Origin of the sequence: Stenotrophomonas sp. YAU14A_MKIMI4_1, from assembly GCF_003086855.1 — a bacterium.
Classification (GTDB): Bacteria; Pseudomonadota; Gammaproteobacteria; order Xanthomonadales; family Xanthomonadaceae; genus Stenotrophomonas.
This window is the reverse complement of record NZ_CP025998.1, coordinates 1,786,395-1,800,443: the sequence shown is the minus strand read 5'-3', so window position 1 is coordinate 1,800,443 and position 14,049 is coordinate 1,786,395. Positions and strand designations below refer to the sequence as shown.

13 protein-coding genes are annotated in these 14,049 nt (G+C 68.5%); 3 read left to right on the top strand and 10 right to left on the bottom strand.

From position 1 onward, the window contains the following. Positions 1-77 precede the first annotated feature (77 nt). A complete protein-coding gene (gene dbpA, locus C1931_RS08335; RefSeq protein ID WP_108755980.1) occupies positions 78-1,454 on the top strand; it encodes an ATP-dependent RNA helicase DbpA in 1,377 nt (458 codons plus the stop codon). Positions 1,455-1,647: 193 nt separating this feature from the next. Here the strand turns inward: dbpA and C1931_RS08330 are convergent, their stop codons facing one another. Then, positions 1,648-2,187 (bottom strand): adenine phosphoribosyltransferase, encoded by a 540-nt coding sequence (locus C1931_RS08330; protein ID WP_108755979.1) that lies wholly within the window; start codon positions 2,185-2,187, stop codon positions 1,648-1,650. A 299-nt stretch (positions 2,188-2,486) separates the two neighbouring features. Between C1931_RS08330 and C1931_RS08325 the strand changes: the two genes are divergently transcribed. Both C1931_RS08325 and C1931_RS08320 read left to right on the top strand, forming a co-directional pair. Next, a complete protein-coding gene (locus C1931_RS08325; RefSeq protein WP_108755978.1) occupies positions 2,487-4,910 on the top strand; it encodes a membrane-bound PQQ-dependent dehydrogenase, glucose/quinate/shikimate family in 2,424 nt (807 codons plus the stop codon). Positions 4,911-5,011: 101 nt separating this feature from the next. After that, positions 5,012-5,866, top strand: a complete 855-nt coding sequence (locus tag C1931_RS08320; RefSeq protein ID WP_108751533.1) for an IclR family transcriptional regulator C-terminal domain-containing protein — start codon at positions 5,012-5,014, stop codon at positions 5,864-5,866. A 103-nt stretch (positions 5,867-5,969) separates the two neighbouring features. On the opposite strand, the gene pcaC is transcribed toward C1931_RS08320, so the two are convergent. The 9 genes from pcaC to C1931_RS08275 all read right to left on the bottom strand — a co-directional run bounded on the left by pcaC (position 5,970) and on the right by C1931_RS08275 (position 14,000). Next, entirely contained in the window at positions 5,970-6,353 is a 384-nt protein-coding gene (gene pcaC / locus C1931_RS08315) for a 4-carboxymuconolactone decarboxylase (RefSeq protein WP_108755977.1), read from the bottom strand. Between the two features lie 21 nt (positions 6,354-6,374). Next, the gene (gene pcaD, locus C1931_RS08310) at positions 6,375-7,163 is read right to left on the bottom strand and encodes a 3-oxoadipate enol-lactonase (protein ID WP_108755976.1); all 789 of its coding nucleotides are present in this window, start codon (positions 7,161-7,163) and stop codon (positions 6,375-6,377) included. A 26-nt stretch (positions 7,164-7,189) separates the two neighbouring features. Further along, positions 7,190-8,533: a 3-carboxy-cis,cis-muconate cycloisomerase gene (locus tag C1931_RS08305; protein ID WP_108755975.1), complete on the bottom strand. Its 1,344-nt coding sequence runs from the start codon at positions 8,531-8,533 to the stop codon at positions 7,190-7,192. Between the two features lie 78 nt (positions 8,534-8,611). After that, a complete protein-coding gene (gene pcaG / locus C1931_RS08300) occupies positions 8,612-9,175 on the bottom strand; it encodes a protocatechuate 3,4-dioxygenase subunit alpha (RefSeq protein ID WP_108755974.1) in 564 nt (187 codons plus the stop codon). A gap of 4 nt (positions 9,176-9,179) precedes the next feature. Beyond that, positions 9,180-9,890, bottom strand: coding sequence for a protocatechuate 3,4-dioxygenase subunit beta (gene pcaH, locus C1931_RS08295; protein ID WP_108755973.1), 711 nt, complete (start codon positions 9,888-9,890; stop codon positions 9,180-9,182). Between the two features lie 78 nt (positions 9,891-9,968). Next, entirely contained in the window at positions 9,969-11,177 is a 1,209-nt protein-coding gene (pcaF, locus tag C1931_RS08290; RefSeq protein WP_108757698.1) for a 3-oxoadipyl-CoA thiolase, read from the bottom strand. Between the two features lie 7 nt (positions 11,178-11,184). After that, positions 11,185-11,832, bottom strand: coding sequence for a 3-oxoacid CoA-transferase subunit B (locus C1931_RS08285; RefSeq protein WP_108752849.1), 648 nt, complete (start codon positions 11,830-11,832; stop codon positions 11,185-11,187). Further along, positions 11,829-12,509, bottom strand: coding sequence for a 3-oxoacid CoA-transferase subunit A (locus C1931_RS08280; RefSeq protein ID WP_108755972.1), 681 nt, complete (start codon positions 12,507-12,509; stop codon positions 11,829-11,831). Before C1931_RS08280 ends, C1931_RS08285 begins: the two co-directional genes overlap by 4 nt. 171 nt (positions 12,510-12,680) lie before the next feature. Beyond that, a complete protein-coding gene (locus tag C1931_RS08275; RefSeq protein WP_199912417.1) occupies positions 12,681-14,000 on the bottom strand; it encodes an MFS transporter in 1,320 nt (439 codons plus the stop codon). Positions 14,001-14,049: the final 49 nt, after the last annotated feature.

The window sequence follows — 14,049 nt, the reverse complement described above, 5'->3', positions numbered from 1 at the left end:
AGAGCCCATTCCTGCGGAATGGGATCCGACCCCACCCCATCAGGCGGGCCCTGCCGCGCAGACAGGTACAATGCGCCATGACTGACTTTTCGACCCTGCCGCTGAGCCCGGCCCTGCAGCCCGGCCTGGACGCCCTCGGCTACACCACGCTTACGCCGATCCAGGCGCAGAGCCTGCCCGCCATCCTGGACCGCCGCGATGTGATCGCACAGGCGCCGACCGGCAGCGGCAAGACCGCCGCCTTCGGCCTGGGCCTGCTGCAGGCCATCGACCCCAGCCTGATCCGCGTGCAGGCGCTGGTGCTGTGCCCGACCCGCGAACTGGCCGACCAGGTCGGCAAGCAGATCCGCAAGCTGGCCACCGGCATTCCCAACCTGAAGCTGCTGACCTTGGTCGGTGGCGTCCCGCTGGGACCGCAGCTGGCATCGCTGGAAGGCCACGACCCGCATGTGGTGGTCGGTACGCCCGGCCGCGTGCAGGAACTGGCCCGCAAGCGCGCACTGAACCTGGGCGCGGTGCGCACGCTGGTGCTGGACGAAGCCGACCGCATGCTCGACATGGGCTTTGAAGAACCCATCCGCGAGATCGCCGGCCGCACCCACAAGGACCGCCAGAGCCTGCTGTTCTCGGCCACCTTCCCCGACAGCATCCGCGCCATCGCCCGCGACCTGCTGCGTGATGCGGTGGAAGTCACCGTGGAAGGCGCCGACCAGGCCCCGGCCATCCGCCACCTGTTCTGCGAAGTGGAACCGGCGCACCGGCAGAAGGCGCTGGCCGGCCTGCTGCTGAAGTACACGCCGGAATCGGCGGTGGTGTTCTGCAACACCCGCAAGGACGTGGACGAAGTGGCCAACTCGCTGCAGCAGTTCGGCTTCTCCGCACTCGCCCTGCATGGCGACATGGAACAGCGCGACCGCGAGGAAGTCCTGCTGCGCCTGGCCAACCGCAGCTGCAACGTGCTGGTGGCCAGCGACGTGGCCGCCCGTGGACTGGATGTGGAAGAACTGGCGGCGGTGATCAACTACGAACTGCCGACCGACGTGGAGAGCTACCAGCACCGCGTGGGCCGTACCGGCCGTGCCGGTGCCAGCGGTCTGGCGATCAGCCTGGTGGCGGGCCGCGAGAAGACCCGTGCCGAGGCGATCGAGGCACAGATGGGTCAGCCGCTGGATTGGCAGAAGACCCCGCTGGCGACATCGCGCCCGGCCGAGCTGCCGCAGGCGGCCATGCGCACGCTGCGCATCGATGGCGGCAAGACTGACAAGCTGCGCCCCGGCGATATCCTGGGCGCGCTGACCGGCGATGCCGGCCTGTCGGGCAAGCACATCGGCAAGATCGCGATCTTCCCCACCCGCTCGTACGTGGCGATTGCCCGCGAACAGGTGAACAAGGCCGTTGCGAAGCTGGAAGCCGGCAAGATCAAGGGCCGCCGCTTCCGCGTGCGGATGATGTGATCCGGTAGGCGCCAACCTTGGTTGGCGCTCCACAGATCGCGCGAACAGCAGTGCCAACCAAGGTTGGCACCTACCAGAGCAGATCAACGCGATCTGGTAGTCGCCAACCTTGGTTGGCGCTCCACAGGTCGCGCGGACAGCAGTGCCAACCAAGGTTGGCACCTACCAAAGCCTACCGGCTCAGGCTCCCCGCTCAGAACACCAGTTCGGTGTGCAGCGGCAGATCCGCTTCCCAGCGACCGCGGCCGCCCAGGCCGTCCAGTTCCACCAGCACGCCGGCGCCAACCACGTCCACGCCCAGGCGGCGCACCAGCGACAGCGCGGCCACCAGCGTGCCGCCGGTGGCCAGCACGTCATCGATGATCGCCACGCGCGCACCGGCGTGCAGCGCATCGGCGTGCACTTCAATGCAGTCGCTGCGGTATTCCAGCGTGTATTCCTCGCGCAGCACCCTGCCCGGCAGCTTGCCCGGCTTGCGCACCGGCACGAAGCCCACGCCCAGTTCCAGCGCCATGGCTGCGCCCAGGATGAAACCGCGCGATTCGATACCGACCACCGCATCCAGCTTCTGGTCGCGCCAACGATCGGCCATGGCCGTGATCGCGCCGCGGAAGTCTTCGCCGTGCGCGAGCAGCGGCATGATGTCCTTGAACAGGATGCCGGGCTTGGGGAAATCAGCGATATCGCGCAGGCGCGAGGCCCAGGCGGGGACGGCCACGGTGGCGTCGGTCATTGCAGCTACCAGCTTGTATGGCGGCATAGGGTAACCGGTTCGCCTGAACGCTGCCCGTTCCCGGCACTGGCGCGCCGCAACGTTCCATTCGTGGCCTGCCCGAACTCACGCCAAAATCGCACGCCCGTGCGATAATCGCCCTAACCGGCCATTCACTCCGCCTGCGCCATAAGCAGGCCACTGCCTGCCCGCCCGCTGGACGGCCCGCAGCCAGGGATGCCGAACGGTCCCCGCCACGCCTGGCGCGCGCGGGCCTTCCCCCACGGCCGTGGGGTTTTTCGATACGAGGTTCATGCAACGTGGACGAGACGACGAAAGTTCCGGCCCTGTGCCGGGTGCTGCTGGTCCTGCTCGGCATTCTGGTGGCACTGTTCGGCCTGGCCCTGTTGGTCGGCGGTGTGCGCCTGGCCCAGCTGGGCGGTAGTTGGTATTTCCTGCTGATGGGTCTGGCATCGGCGCTGGCCGGTGCCCTGCTTCTGGCGCGCCGCCCGGCTGGTGCCCTGCTGTACGGCGCCGCCTTCGTGGCCACCGTCGTGTGGGCACTGGTCGATGCCGGCTGGAATTTCTGGCCGCTGGTATCGCGCCTGGTGATGCCGGCCGTGCTGGCCCTGCTGGTGGCATTGGCGTGGCCGCTGCTGCGGCGCAGCCGTGGCGCAGCGGCTGGCCGCGGTGCCTATGGCGTGGCCGCCGTGCTGCTGGTGGGCCTGCTGGCCACTGCGGTGTCGGCCTTCCAGCCGCGCCCGGTGGTGTCCGCCGCCGGCGAGGTGCCGCCAGTAGTGCCGGTGGCCAAGGGCAGCGAGCAGCGTGACTGGATGCATTGGGGCAACACCACCGCCGGCACCCGCTTCGCCGCGCTGGACCAGATCACCCCCGACAACGTGCAGCAGCTGCAGGTGGCCTGGACCGCGCGCACCGGCGATGTGCCGGAAAGCAACGGCTTCGGCGCCGAAGACCAGAACACCCCGCTGCAGATCGGCGACACCCTGTACCTGTGCACCCCGCACAACCAGGTGATCGCCATCGATGCCGATTCGGGCACGCAGCGCTGGGCCTTCGATCCCAAGGCCACTGCACCGAACTGGCAGCGCTGCCGGGGCCTGGGCTACTTCGACAGCAGCACCGCCGTCGCCGCGCCCGCCGCCACGGTCGAGCCGTCCGCACCGGCGCCCAGCGTCGCCGCGGCAGCAGGCCAGCCGGCGATCTGCGAAAAGCGCATCCTGATGACCTCCATCGATGCCCGCCTGTTTGCTCTGGATGCCAGGACCGGCGCGCTGTGCCCGGACTTCGGCAGCAACGGCGTGGTCGACCTGAAGGTGGGCATGGGCGAGATCAAGCCCGGCTTCTACACCCTGACCGCCGCACCGCTGGTGGCCGGTGACCTGATCGTGGTGGGCGGCCGCGTGGCCGACAACATCGAGGTGGGCGAGCCGTCCGGCGTGGTGCGCGCGTACAACGTGCGTACCGGCGCACTGGCCTGGGTCTGGGACCTGTCCAAGGAAACCCCGGACGTGCCACTGGATCCGTCGATCCACTACACCCGCGCCACGCCGAATGTGTGGACCTCGATGGCCTACGATCCGCAGCTGGGTCTGGTCTACCTGCCCACCGGCAACACCACGCCGGACCAGTGGGCCGGCGAGCGCACCCCGCAGGACGACAAGTACAGCTCGGCCGTGGTCGCGCTGGACGTGGCCACCGGCAAGGAGCGCTGGGTCTACCAGACCGTGCGCCATGACCTGTGGGATTACGACCTGCCCGCGCAGCCGACCCTGACCGACGTGCCCGACGGCAAGGGCGGCACGCTGCCGGCCCTGCTGCAGATCACCAAGGCCGGCCAGATCTTCATGCTGAACCGCCAGACCGGCCAGCCGATCACCGAAGTGCGCGAGATTCCCGCACCGCAGGGCAACGCCCAGGGCGAGCGCTACGCGGCCACCCAGCCGCTGTCGGTGGGCCTGCCGCAGATCGGCGCGCAGACGCTGACCGAATCGGACATGTGGGGCGCCACGCCGATCGACCAGATGCTGTGCCGCATCCAGTTCAAGCAGTTCCGCTACGACGGCATGTACACCCCGCCGGGCGAAGACCTGGCCCTGCAGTGGCCCGGTTCGCTGGGCGGCATGAACTGGGGCAGCGCCTCGGTCGACCCGACCACCGGCTATCTGTTCGTGAACGACATGCGCCTGGGCCTGTGGACCAAGCTGATTCCGCGTGCGCAGATGACCAGCGGCGATGGTGGCGTGGAAATGGGCGCCGCTTCGCAGACCGGCACGCCGTACGGCTCGCTGCGCGACCGCTTCCTGTCCAAGCTGGGCATTCCCTGCCAGCAGCCGCCGTTCGGCACGATGTCGGCCATCAACCTGGCCACCCACAAGCTGGTCTGGCAGGTGCCGGTGGGCACGGTGCAGGACACCGGGCCGATGGGCATCAAGATGCACCTGCCCATTCCGATCGGCATGCCGACGCTGGGCGGTTCGCTGGCCACCCAATCGGGCCTGCTGTTCTTCGCCGGCACCCAGGATTACTACCTGCGCGCCTACGACAGCCGCAGCGGCAAGGAAGTCTGGAAGGCCCGCATGCCGGTGGGCAGCCAGGGCACGCCGATGACCTATGTCTCGCCGAAGACCGGCCGTCAGTACGTGGTGATTTCCGCCGGTGGCGCGCGCCAGTCGCCGGACCGCGGCGATTACGTGATCGCCTACGCGCTGCCGCAGAGCAAGTGAACCGTGCCCACGCCGTGGTCCTTCGTGGCCACGGCGTGCGGGTACCGATCCAGCTGCCCAGCGCTTACCATGCAGGGCTTACGTAGATGAAACCGGTTGCCATGCCTGCTGTTCCTCCCAGCCGCCGCCCCAAGCGTTCCCCGGCCCCGCCACAGGAGCGCGGGCTGGCCCATGAGTTGATGCAACAGATCCAGGGCAACCAGGGCGATCCGGATTTCATGACCTCGCTCGGCCGCGGCCTGGCCGTGCTGAGCGTGTTCTCGCAGCATCCACGCGAAGTGACCATGTCACAGATCAGCAGCGACACCGGCATCTCGCGTGCGGCGGTGCGCCGCGTGCTGTACACGCTGGAAAAGCTGGGCTATGTGGGCGAACAGGGCCGCGGCTATGTGCTGCTGCCGCGCGTGCTGGGGCTGGGTGGCGCCTACGTGGCGTCCTCGTCGATGACCGCCGCCGCGCAACCGGTGCTGGATGCACTGCGCGACGACGTGCACGAATCGTGTTCGCTGGGCGTGCTCGATGGCGATGACATCCTGTACATCGCGCGTGCCGAGACCGTGCGCATCATGTCCATTGGCCTGCGCGCAGGCAGCCGCCTGCCGGCGTACTGCACCTCGATGGGCCGGGTGCTGCTGGCGGCCCTGCCGCGCGACACGCTGGAAGGCTATCTGGAACGCACGCCCCTGCGCCCGCGCACCGAGCGCACGATCACCCGCATGGATGATTTCCTGGAAACGCTGGAGAAGGTCCGCCGCGAAGGCGTTTCACTGGTGGACCAGGAGCTGGAGATCGGCCTGCGTTCGATCGCCGTGCCGGTGCGTTCGCGCAGTGGCGAGGTGATTGCCGCGTTGAACATCGGCACCCAGGCCGGCCGCGTGAACCTGGGCGTGATGCAGTCGCAGTTGCTGCCGCGCCTGCGCGAAGCCGCGCAGCAACTCGGGTCGTTGCTGCATTGAGCCAAGCCCCGGGGTCGAATCCCTTTCCGCAGGAAAGGGCTCTGACCCCAGTCGTGAGTGGGGGTCAGAGCCCTTTGCGTTGCAAAGGGATCCGACCCCGATCTCAGTCGCCCGCCTGCTCTTCCAGGATCGGCTTGGCCAGCGCGAAGGCGTGGTTGGCCGCAGGCACACCGCAGTAGATGGCGGCCTGCAGCAGCACTTCCTTGATCTCTTCCGGGGTCACGCCATTGTTGCGTGCCGCGCGGATATGCAGCTTGAACTCTTCGTCGTGGCCCAGTGCCACCATCATCACGATGGTCAGCAGCGAGCGGGTGTGCCGCGGCAGGCCGTCGCGCGTCCACACCGTGCCCCACGCCGTGCGGGTGATGAATTCCTGGAATTCAGTGGTGAAGTCCGTGCGCGCCTGCAGCGAGCGTTCCACATGGGCTTCGCCCAGCACCTGGCGGCGTACCGCCAAGCCGGCTTCGTAGCGTTCCTGTTCGTCCATCGTCGTCTACCTGTGCAAGTGTCAGTGCGTGGCCTGCGCCAGATGCGCGGCCAATGCATCGGTGAAGGCCTGCGGTGATTCCAGGTTGCAGATATGCCGGCCGGCCACCTGCGCATACGCGCCCTGCGCCGCGCCGCTGGCAATGGCCTGCAGATCGGCCGGCACGCAGACCGGGTCGTCATCGCCGGCGATGGCCAGCAGCGGCACCTGGATGCGCGCCAGCACATGGCGGAAGTCGGCCGTGCCCACCGCGTTGCAGCAGCCCACGTAACCTTCCACCGACGTGGCCAGGAAGCGCTGCAGGATGTCTTCCACCAGGCTGGCATGGGTCTGCGCGAAGCCGGCCGTGAACCAGCGCTCGCGCGTGCCATCGACCAGCGGCAGCAGGCCGTCGTGCTGCACCTGGGCGATGCGTGCCTGCCAGCTTTCGGCGCTGCCGATCTTCGCGGCGGTGGCAGCCACGGTGAGCGTGCGCAGACGGTTGCCGGCATGCACGCCCAGCCACTGGCCGGTCAGCCCGCCGATGGACAGCCCGCAGAAGTGGCTGCGCTCGATACCCAGGTGATCCCACAACGCCAGCACGTCGGCGCCCAGCTCGGCCACGCTGTACAGGCCCGGCGGCGCGCTGGACTGGCCATGGCCGCGGCGGTCATAGCGCAGGATGCGGTACTGCGCCGACAGCGCCTGTACCTGCGGCGCCCACATGCCCAGGTCGGTGCCCAGCGAGTTGCAGAAGGTCAGCCAGGGGCCGTCTTCACGGCCCTCGGTCTGGTAGTGCAGGCGATGCTGCGGAAGCTCGAGAAACGGCATGCTGGCTCCAGCGGAATGCGTGGGGATCAGGCGCGTGCAAGCACGCGGTCGATCCAGGTATCGGCCATGCCGCGCCAACTGTCGGCGGCGAACAAGGCATCGAGTTGTTCAGCAGAAAGCTGCGCGGTGACCTCGGGCATCTGCGCCAGTACCGCACGCAGGTGCTGCGATTGGCCCAGTGCGCGCTGCGCGGCCTGTTCCACCAGCGCGTGCGCGGCGGCCTTGCCGATGCGCTCACCCAGGGTGACCGCCACGGCTTCGGCATAGAGCAGGCCGCCATGGCTGTCCAGGTGCTGCAGCATGCGCGCGCGATCCAGTTGCAGGCCCTGCACCACCACGGCGACCTGGGCCAGGCTGCCGGCACACAGGCGCACGATCTCCGGCACGGTTTCCCATTCGGCATGCCACTGCCCGGCCGCACGTTCGTGCGGTTGCGGCATGGCGCTGTACAGCGTGGACAGCAGGCCCGGCACACGGGTGGCAGCAGCAATGGCCGCCACGCAGCCCACCGGGTTGCGCTTGTGCGGCATGGCCGACGATCCGCCCTTGCCCTCGCCTGCCGGCTCGAAGGCTTCGGCCACTTCAGACTGCATCAGCAGCACGATGTCGGTGGCGATCTTGCCCAGGCTGCCGGTCAGCAATGCGAACGCGCTGCCCAGCTCGGCCACGCGATCGCGTGCGGTGTGCCAGGGCAGTGCCGGCACCGGCAACTGCAGTTCCTCGCCCAGCGCCTGGGCAACGTCCAGGCCACGGTGCTGCAGCGATGCCAGTGTGCCGGCGGCACCACCGAACTGCAGCACCAGGGTGTCTTCGCCCAGGGCCAGCAGACGACGCTGGCTGCGCTGCAGGGCATCGAGCCAGCCGGCGGCCTTCAGCCCGAAGGTGACCGGAACCGCCTGCTGCAACAAGGTGCGGCCCGGCAGGCCGGTACCGCGCTCGGCGTCGGCCAGCTGCGCAAGCGCCGTGCACAGCGTCTGCAGGCGCGACAGCACGTGCTCGCGCGCGGCGCGCAACTGCAGCACCGCACCGGTGTCGATGATGTCCTGGCTGGTCGCGCCCCAGTGCACCCAGCGCGCTGCCTCGGCGTCGTTGGCCTTGACCTGCGCGGTCAGTGCCTTCACCAGCGGGATGGCCGGGTTGCCGGACAGCGCGGTGGCGGCTGACAGCGCGCTCACATCGTAATGGGCTGCATTGCAGGCCGCCTCGATGGGGGCCACCGCCGCCTGCGGAATCACCGCGCAGCGCGCCTGTGCGCGGGCCAGCGCCGCTTCCACGTCCAGCATGGCCTGCAGCCGCGCCACATCGGTGAACGCCGCGTCCACGGCAGGCTCGCCGAACAGGCCGCCAAGCAGCGAAGGAGTCTGGTTCATCAAGGAAGATCCTTCCGGGGTTGCCCCAGCTTACCCGCGCCGGCGGTGACCGGCGTGGGCAAGCGACAGCCCGGGCATTCAGTAAGCAAAGAACACGGTTTCGTCAGGGCCCTGCATGCGCACGTCCCAGTGGTACACGCCCTGGCCCTGCGCCTGCGCGACCAGGGTGTGGCGGCGCTCGGCCGGCACCAGCGCCAGGATGGCATCGTCGCCATTGCTGGCTTCGTCACTGAAGTAGATGCGCGCGCGGGTGGCCTGCAGCAGGCCGCGCATGAACACCAGCACCACCAGATGCGGCGCCTGTGCTTCACCGCGCAGCCCCGGTACGCGGCCGGGCTTGACGGTGGTGAAGGCAAAGCGGCCCTGGTCGTCGGTCGGCACCCGGCCCCAGCCATCGAAGCTGGGATCGTGATCGTCGCAGCGCGGGTCTTCGGCGTGCGCGTAGATGCCCTGCGCGTCGGCCTGCCAGATTTCCAGCACGGCATCGGACACCGGCACACCGTCGCCATCGAACACCTGGCCCTGCACCTGCACACGCTCGCCCTGCGCCTGCGCCGGTGCGATGTCGACGCGGTACAGCGGTTCCAGGCCCAAACGGTAGTACGGGCCGACGGTCTGCCACGGAGTGGATTGGAAGCTCATGGTCTTACTCCCACACGGTCATCTTGCGACCGCGCAATACGATGTCGAAACGATAGCCCAGCGCGAATTCATTCGCGGTGGTTTCCCAGTCGAACGAGGACACCATGCGCTCGCGGGCCTTGGCGTCATCCACGCAGTTGTAGATCGGATCGAACGCCAGCAGCGGGTCGTTGGGGAAATACATCTGCGTGACCAGGCGCTGGCCGATGCCTTCGCCATGCAGCGAGAAATGGATATGCGCCGGCCGCCAGGCGTTGTAGTGGTTGCGCCACGGGTACGCGCCCGGCTTGATGGTGGTGAAGCGGTAGCGGCCTTCGCTGTCGGTCAACACCTGGCCGGTGCCCTTGAAGTTCGGATCCAGCGGTGCGTCGTGCTGGTCGCCCTTGTGCAGGTAGCGCCCGGCGGCGTTGCACTGCCACACCTCGACCACCGAATTGCGCACCGGCCGCCCGTTCTCGTCCAGCACGCGGCCACTGACGATGATGCGCTCACCCAGCGGCTGGCCGGGGAAGCCAGCAGTGAGATCGGCGGCATGCGCGCCCAGGGTGATGCGGTTGATGCTCGGCCCCGTCACTTCGGAAAGGGTGACCGGAATGGCAATCGGATCGGTGCCCGGGCCGCGCTTGGCGGTACTGGCATACGGCAGGTGGATGCGCGGCGGCTGGCTGCCGGGATACGGCTTGCGGTAGCCGCGCAGGTCGTTGGGATCGCTCATGGCGTACTCCTGTTGGCGAGCGGCCCGAGGGCCGCGGCTGTCATGCTGGTTACGGGCAGATTATGGAATGCGAGGGGGTCACACGCGCTCGATGGCCAGGGCCACGCCCTGCCCCACGCCGATGCACATGGTGGCCAGGCCACGGCGGCCGCCGCTGGCTTCCAGCTGGCGCAGCAGGGTCAGCGCCAGGCGCGCGCCGCTCATGCCCAGCGGATGGCCCAGCGCAATGGCGCCGCCGTTGGGGTTCACGTGTGCGGCATCGTCGGCCAGGCCCAGCTGGCGCATGCAGGCCAGGCCCTGCGAGGCGAAGGCTTCGTTCAGTTCGATGGCATCGAAATCGGTGATTGACAGGCCCAGCCGTGCCATCAGCTTCTGGCTGGCCGGCACCGGGCCCATGCCCATGATGGCCGGCTCCACGCCCGCGCTGGCGAAGCCGAGGATGCGCGCGCGCGGGGTCAGCCCCAGCGCCTTGACCTGTGCACCCGAGGCCAGCAGCAGTGCCGCCGCGCCATCGTTGATGCCCGACGCATTGCCGGCGGTCACCGTGCCCGGCTGGCGGAACAGCGGCTTCAGTTTGGCCAGTCCTTCGGCGGTGGTATCGCCACGCGGGTGTTCATCGCGGTCGACGGTCACGGTCTCGCCGCGCTTGCGGCCCAGCACATCGACCGCCACGATCTCGCCCTCGAAGAAGCCACGCGCCTGCGCCGCGGCGGTGCGCTGCTGGCTGCGCAGGGCGAACGCATCCTGGTCGTCGCGGCTGATGCCGTAGCGCTCGGCCACGTTCTCGGCGGTCTGGCCCATCGTTTCCACGCCATGCAGTTCGCGCAGGCGCGGGTTGATGAAGCGCCAGCCCATGGTGGTGTCTTCGATCTGCTGGTCGCGGGCGAACGGCGAGGCCGCCTTGCCCATCACGAACGGTGCGCGCGACATCGATTCGACGCCGCCGGCGATGGCCAGACCCAGCTCGCCCGCAGCGATGCCACGCGCCACGGTACCGATCGCATCCAGCCCCGAACCACACAGGCGGTTGATCGTGCTGCCCGGCACGCTTACCGGCAGGCCGGCCAGCAGCAGGCTCATGCGCGCCACGTTGCGGTTGTCTTCGCCGGCCTGGTTGGCGCAGCCCAGGTAGACATCCTCGACCAACGCCGGGTCCAGCTGCGGGTGACGCGCCAGCAGGGCCTTCAGCGGAATCGCGCCCAGGTCATCGGCGCGAACGCCGGACAGCGCGCCGCCGTAGCGGCCGATCGGGGTACGGATGCCATCGACGATGTAGGTCTCGTGCAGGCTCATCTCAGGCTCCTTCGGCCAGTGCCAGCGGCAGGCCGGTCAGTTCACGCAGTTGTGCGATGTCCATGCCTTCCACCATTTCCAGCACGGTGGCGCCGTCGGGGCCGAGATCGAACACCGCCACATCGGTATACACGCGCGATACGCAGCGCAGGCCGGTAAGCGGGTAGCTGCAGTCGGCCACCAGCTTGCTTTCACCCTTCTTGGTGAACAGGTCCATCATCACGAAGACCTGCTTGGCGCCGATGGCCAGGTCCATGGCGCCGCCCACGGCAGGAATGGCGTCGGCCGCACCGGTGCTCCAGTTGGCCAGGTCACCGTGTACCGACACCTGGAAGGCGCCCAGCACGCAGATGTCCAGGTGGCCGCCACGCATCATCGCGAACGAGTCGGCATGGTGGAAATAGCACCCCCCGGTGAGCAGGGTGACCGGCTGCTTGCCGGCATTGATCAGGTCCGGGTCTTCGTGGCCGGGCGCCGGCGCCGGGCCCATGCCCAGCAGGCCGTTTTCCGACTGCAGGAAGATTTCCTTGTCGGCCGGCAGGAAGTTGGCCACCGTGGTCGGCAGGCCGATGCCCAGGTTCACGTAGGCACCTTCGGGAATGTCGCGGGCCACGCGCGCGGCCATCTGTTCGCGGCTGAGCTTGTTCATGCATGTACTCCTGCTGCGGCCACCGGCACCACGCGCTGCACGAAGATGCCGGGGGTGACCACGGCTTCCGGGTCCAGTTCGCCCAGCGCCACCACCTCGCGTACCTGCACGATGGCGCAGCGTGCGGCCATCGCCATCAGCGGGCCGAAGTTGCGCGCAGTCTTGCGGTAGACCAGGTTGCCCCAGCGATCGCCGCGGTCGGCCTTGATCAGCGCGAAGTCGGCATGCAGCGGGTATTCCAGCACGTAGTGGCGGCCATCGATCTCGCGCGTTTCCTTGCCCTGGGCAAGTTCGGTGCCGTAACCGGTGGGAGTGAAGATGGCACCCAGGCCGGAACCGGCCGCGTGGATGCGTGCGGCCAGGTTGCCCTGCGGCACCAGTTCCAGCTCGATTTCACCGGCGCGGTAAGCCGCATCGAAATGCTGCGAATCGGACTGGCGCGGGAACGAACAGACGATGCGGCGCACGCGCTTGTGCTTGATCAGCGCGGCCAGGCCGGTATCGCCGTTGCCCGCATTGTTGTTGATGATGGTCAGCTCGCGCGCGCCCTGCGCGATCAGCGCATCGATCAGCTCGTCGGGCATGCCGGCGGTGCCGAAGCCACCGATCATCACGGTAGCCCCATCGTGGATATCGGCCACCGCTGCTTCGGCGCTGGCCACGGTCTTGTCGATCACTGCATTGCTCCTTGCCCTGCCCTTCGCTGGTACCGACCAGCGCGGCGCACGGCCACTGCGACGGGAAAACATGACGCGGACATGGTGCGCACAGCCCCCTGCCCGGTCAATCCGATATTCGGCCATTCAATCCGATAATCGCACATTGCCTGCATGACTCCGGAAGGCGGTTCAACGCCGGTTCTGGCCCACGCCCACGCGCAGCCCCAGGCATGCCCAGGCGGCCAGCAGCAGCGGCAGCGCGCACAGCACATACAGCGCGGACGGCGGCCAATGGCCATCCACCAGCACGCCCACGGTGAGCGGCGACAGGATGGCGCCGACCCGGCCGATGCCGATCGCCCAACCCAGGCCGGTGGTGCGCACCTGTGCGGCGAACACCACCGGTGCGGCGGCGTACAGCCCTGCCATGGCAGCAAACAGCGCGGCACCAATCACGAATGCCAGCGGGAAGGCCACGTTCAACTGCGTGTTGAACGCAGCGAAGCCCAGCATCGCCACCATCGCCAGCAGCAGCGCGCCGGCGGTCAGGCGGGACAGCGACCAGCGCGAGGCCAGCCAGCCGAACAGACTGCCGCCGACGATGCCGCCCAGGTTCAGCAGCACGCCGCCGGTGATGCCCTGCTGCGCCGAAACACCTGCAGAAACCAGCAGCTTCGGGGTCCAGCTCAGCACGAAGTAGAACGCGAACATGTGCAGGAAGAACGCCAGCGCGATCAGCAGCGCGACACGGCGCAGATCACCCACGAACAGCGCGGCGTAGCCTTGCGGCTGGCCCTCGCGCACCGGTGCCGGCGGCAGCGCCTGCAGCGCCGGCATCTGCATGCGCGACAGCAGCGCGTTCAAGCGCGGCAGCGCATCGGCCGGGCGCCGTGCCACCAGGAAATCCAGCGATTCGGGCAGGCACTTGAGCACCAGCGGAATGCACAGCAACGAGGCTGCAGCACCGATCAGGAACACGCTGTGCCAGGACCAGTGCTGCAGCATCCACGCCGCCAGCACCCCACCGGCAGTGGCGCCGATGGGATAGCCGGTTGCCTGCAGGGCCACGGCGGTGCTGCGCCACTTGGCGTTGGCATATTCGGCGGTGATCACCCCCACACCGGCCAGCATGCCGCCAATGCCGATGCCGGTGAACACGCGCAGCGCGCCCAGCTGCCAGGCGTTGCCGGCCAGCGCCGACAGCGCCATGCCCGTGGTCAGGATCAGCAGGCAGCACACGATCATCGGCCGCCGGCCCCAGCGGTCAGCCAGCGGCGCCAGCAGGAACGAGCCCAGCGCCATGCCGACCAGGCCGGCACTGAGCATCAGCCCCAGCACCTTGCCCGACAGTTCCCAGTCCGCCGACACGTGCGGCGCGGTGAAGGCCATGACCATCACGTCGAAGCCATCGAGCATGTTCAGCAGCACGCAGATGGCGATGGCGGTCCACTGGAAGGGACTCATCCGTTCCAGGACGAGCGGCGGTGCAGCGGCGGGGGCGTGGCTCATGGTGCGGTTTCCTGCAACAGCGTGAAGCGGCGGAACATCCGGCGTGGTG